Source organism: Bradyrhizobium sp. P5_C11_2, assembly GCF_054049755.1.
The window spans coordinates 1-2,265 of the sequence record NZ_JBFULT010000838.1 but is presented as its reverse complement, the minus strand read 5'-3'; the positions used below and the strand labels follow the sequence as shown (position 1 = coordinate 2,265).

1 protein-coding gene is annotated in these 2,265 nt (G+C 68.1%); it reads right to left on the bottom strand.

Features of this window, described 5'->3' with window-relative positions:
• A partial coding sequence (locus ACXJL8_RS39230) for an Ig-like domain-containing protein (protein WP_456686833.1) occupies positions 1-2,265 on the bottom strand: 2,265 nt, incomplete at both ends.

Below are 2,265 nucleotides of genomic sequence, written 5' to 3'. Positions count from 1 at the left end.
GCCCAGGTGTTGGTAGGACGCATTCGACGCATCGAAGCTGTAGCTGCCGTCCGGGTTCAGCGTGAGGCCGGCCACCGCCGCATCGAGGCTGTAGCTCAGCGTGGCGCCGTCATCGACGTCGCTGTCATTGCTCGCGACGGTGCCGGTGATGGTGCTGTCTTCCAGACCGCTGCTGGTGTCAGCCACCGCGACCGGGGCGTCGTTGGTGCCGGTCAGCGTGATCGTCAGSGTCGCGYYCGASGTYGCGCCATGCTCGTCGGTGACGGTGTAGTTCGCCACCACATCCGTCGTGGCGCCCTGCGCCAGGTGCTGGTAGGCGGCATTCGACGCATCGAAGCTGTAGCTGCCGTCCGGATTCAGCGTGAGGCCGGCCACCGCGGCATCGAGGCTGTAGCTCAGGCTGGCCCCGTCATCGACGTCGCTGTCGTTGCTCGCAACCGTGCCGGTGATGGTGGAATCTTCCAGACCGCTGCTGGTGTCGGCCACCGCGACCGGGGCGTCGTTGGTGCCGGTCAGCGTGATGGTCAGCGTCGCGTTCGACGTCGCGCCGTGCTCGTCGGTGACGGTGTAGTTCGCCACCACGTCCGTGGTGGAGCCCTGCGCCAGATGCTGGTAGGCGGCGTTGGCGGCGTCGAAGCTGTAGCTGCCGTCCGGGTTCAGCGTCAGGCCGGCGACCGCGCTGGTCTGCGCATAACTCAGGTTGGCGCCGTCGTCGACGTCGCTGTCATTCGTTGCGACCGTGCCGGTGATGGTGCTGTCCTCGGTGCCGGCATTGGTGTCGGCGACCGCGACCGGCGTGTCGTTGGTGCCGGTCAGCGTGATCGTCAGCGTCGCGCCCGAGGTTGCGCCATGCTCGTCGGTGACCGTGTAGTTCGCCACCACGTCGGTGGTGGCGCCCTCGGCCAAATGCTGGTAGGCGGCGTTGGCGGCGTCGAAGCTGTAGCTGCCGTCCGGGTTGATCGTCAGACCGGCCACCGCGGCATCGAGGCTGTAGCTCAGCGCCGCGCCGTCATCGACGTCGCTGTCATTGCTCGCGACGGTGCCGGCGATGGTGCTGTCTTCCAGACCACTGCTGGTGTCGGCGACCGCGACCGGCGTGTCGTTGGTGCCGGTCAGCGTGATCGTCAGCGTCGCGCCCGAGGTTGCGCCATGTTCGTCGGTGACGGTGTAGTTCGCCACCACATCGGTGGTGGCGCCCTGCGCCAGATGCTGGTAGGCCGCATTCGACGCATCGAAGCTGTAGCTGCCGTCCGGGTTCAGCGTCAGGCCGGCGACCGCGGCATCGAGGCTGTAGCTCAGCGCCGCGCCGTCATCGACGTCGCTGTCGTTGGTCGCAACCGTGCCGGTGATGGTGGCATCTTCCAGACCGCTGCTGGTGTCGGCCACCGCGACCGGGGCGTCATTGGTGCCGGTCAGCGTGATCGTCAGCGTCGCGCCCGAGGTTGCGCCATGCTCGTCGGTGACGGTGTAGTTCGCCACCACGTCGGTGGTGGCGCCCTGCGCCAGATGCTGGTAGGCCGCATTGGCGGCATCGAAGCTGTAGCTGCCGTCCGGGTTGATCGTCAGGCCAGCGACCGCGGCATCGAGGCTGTAGCTCAGCGCCGCGCCGTCATCGACGTCGCTGTCGTTGGTCGCAACCGTGCCGGTGATGGTGGCATCTTCCAGACCGCTGCTGGTGTCGGCCACCGCGACCGGGGCGTCGTTGGTGCCGGTCAGGGTGATGGTCAGCGTCGCGGCGGCGCTGGCGCCATGCTCGTCGGTGACGGTGTAGTTCGCCACCACGTCGGTGGTGGCGCCCTGCGCCAAATGCTGGTAGGCCGCATTGCCGGCATCGAAGCTGTAGCTGCCGTCCGGGTTCAGCGTCAGGCCGGCCACCGCGGCATCGAGGCTGTAGCTCAGCGCCGCGCCGTCATCGACGTCGCTGTCGTTGGTCGCAACCGTGCCGGTGATGGTGGCATCTTCCAGACCGCTGCTGGTGTCGGCCACCGCGACCGGGGCGTCATTGGTGCCGGTCAGCGTGATCGTCAGCGTCGCGCCCGAGGTCGCGCCATGCTCGTCGGTGACGGTGTAGCTCGCCACCACGTCGGTGGTGGCGCCCTGCGCCAGATGCTGGTAGGCCGCGTTGGCGGCATCGAAGCTGTAGCTGCCGTCCGGGTTGATCGTCAGCCCGGCGACTGCCGCATCGAGGCTGTAGCTCAGCGTGGCGCCGTCATCGACGTCGCTGTCATTGCTCGCGACGGTGCCGGCGATGGTGCTGTCTTCCAG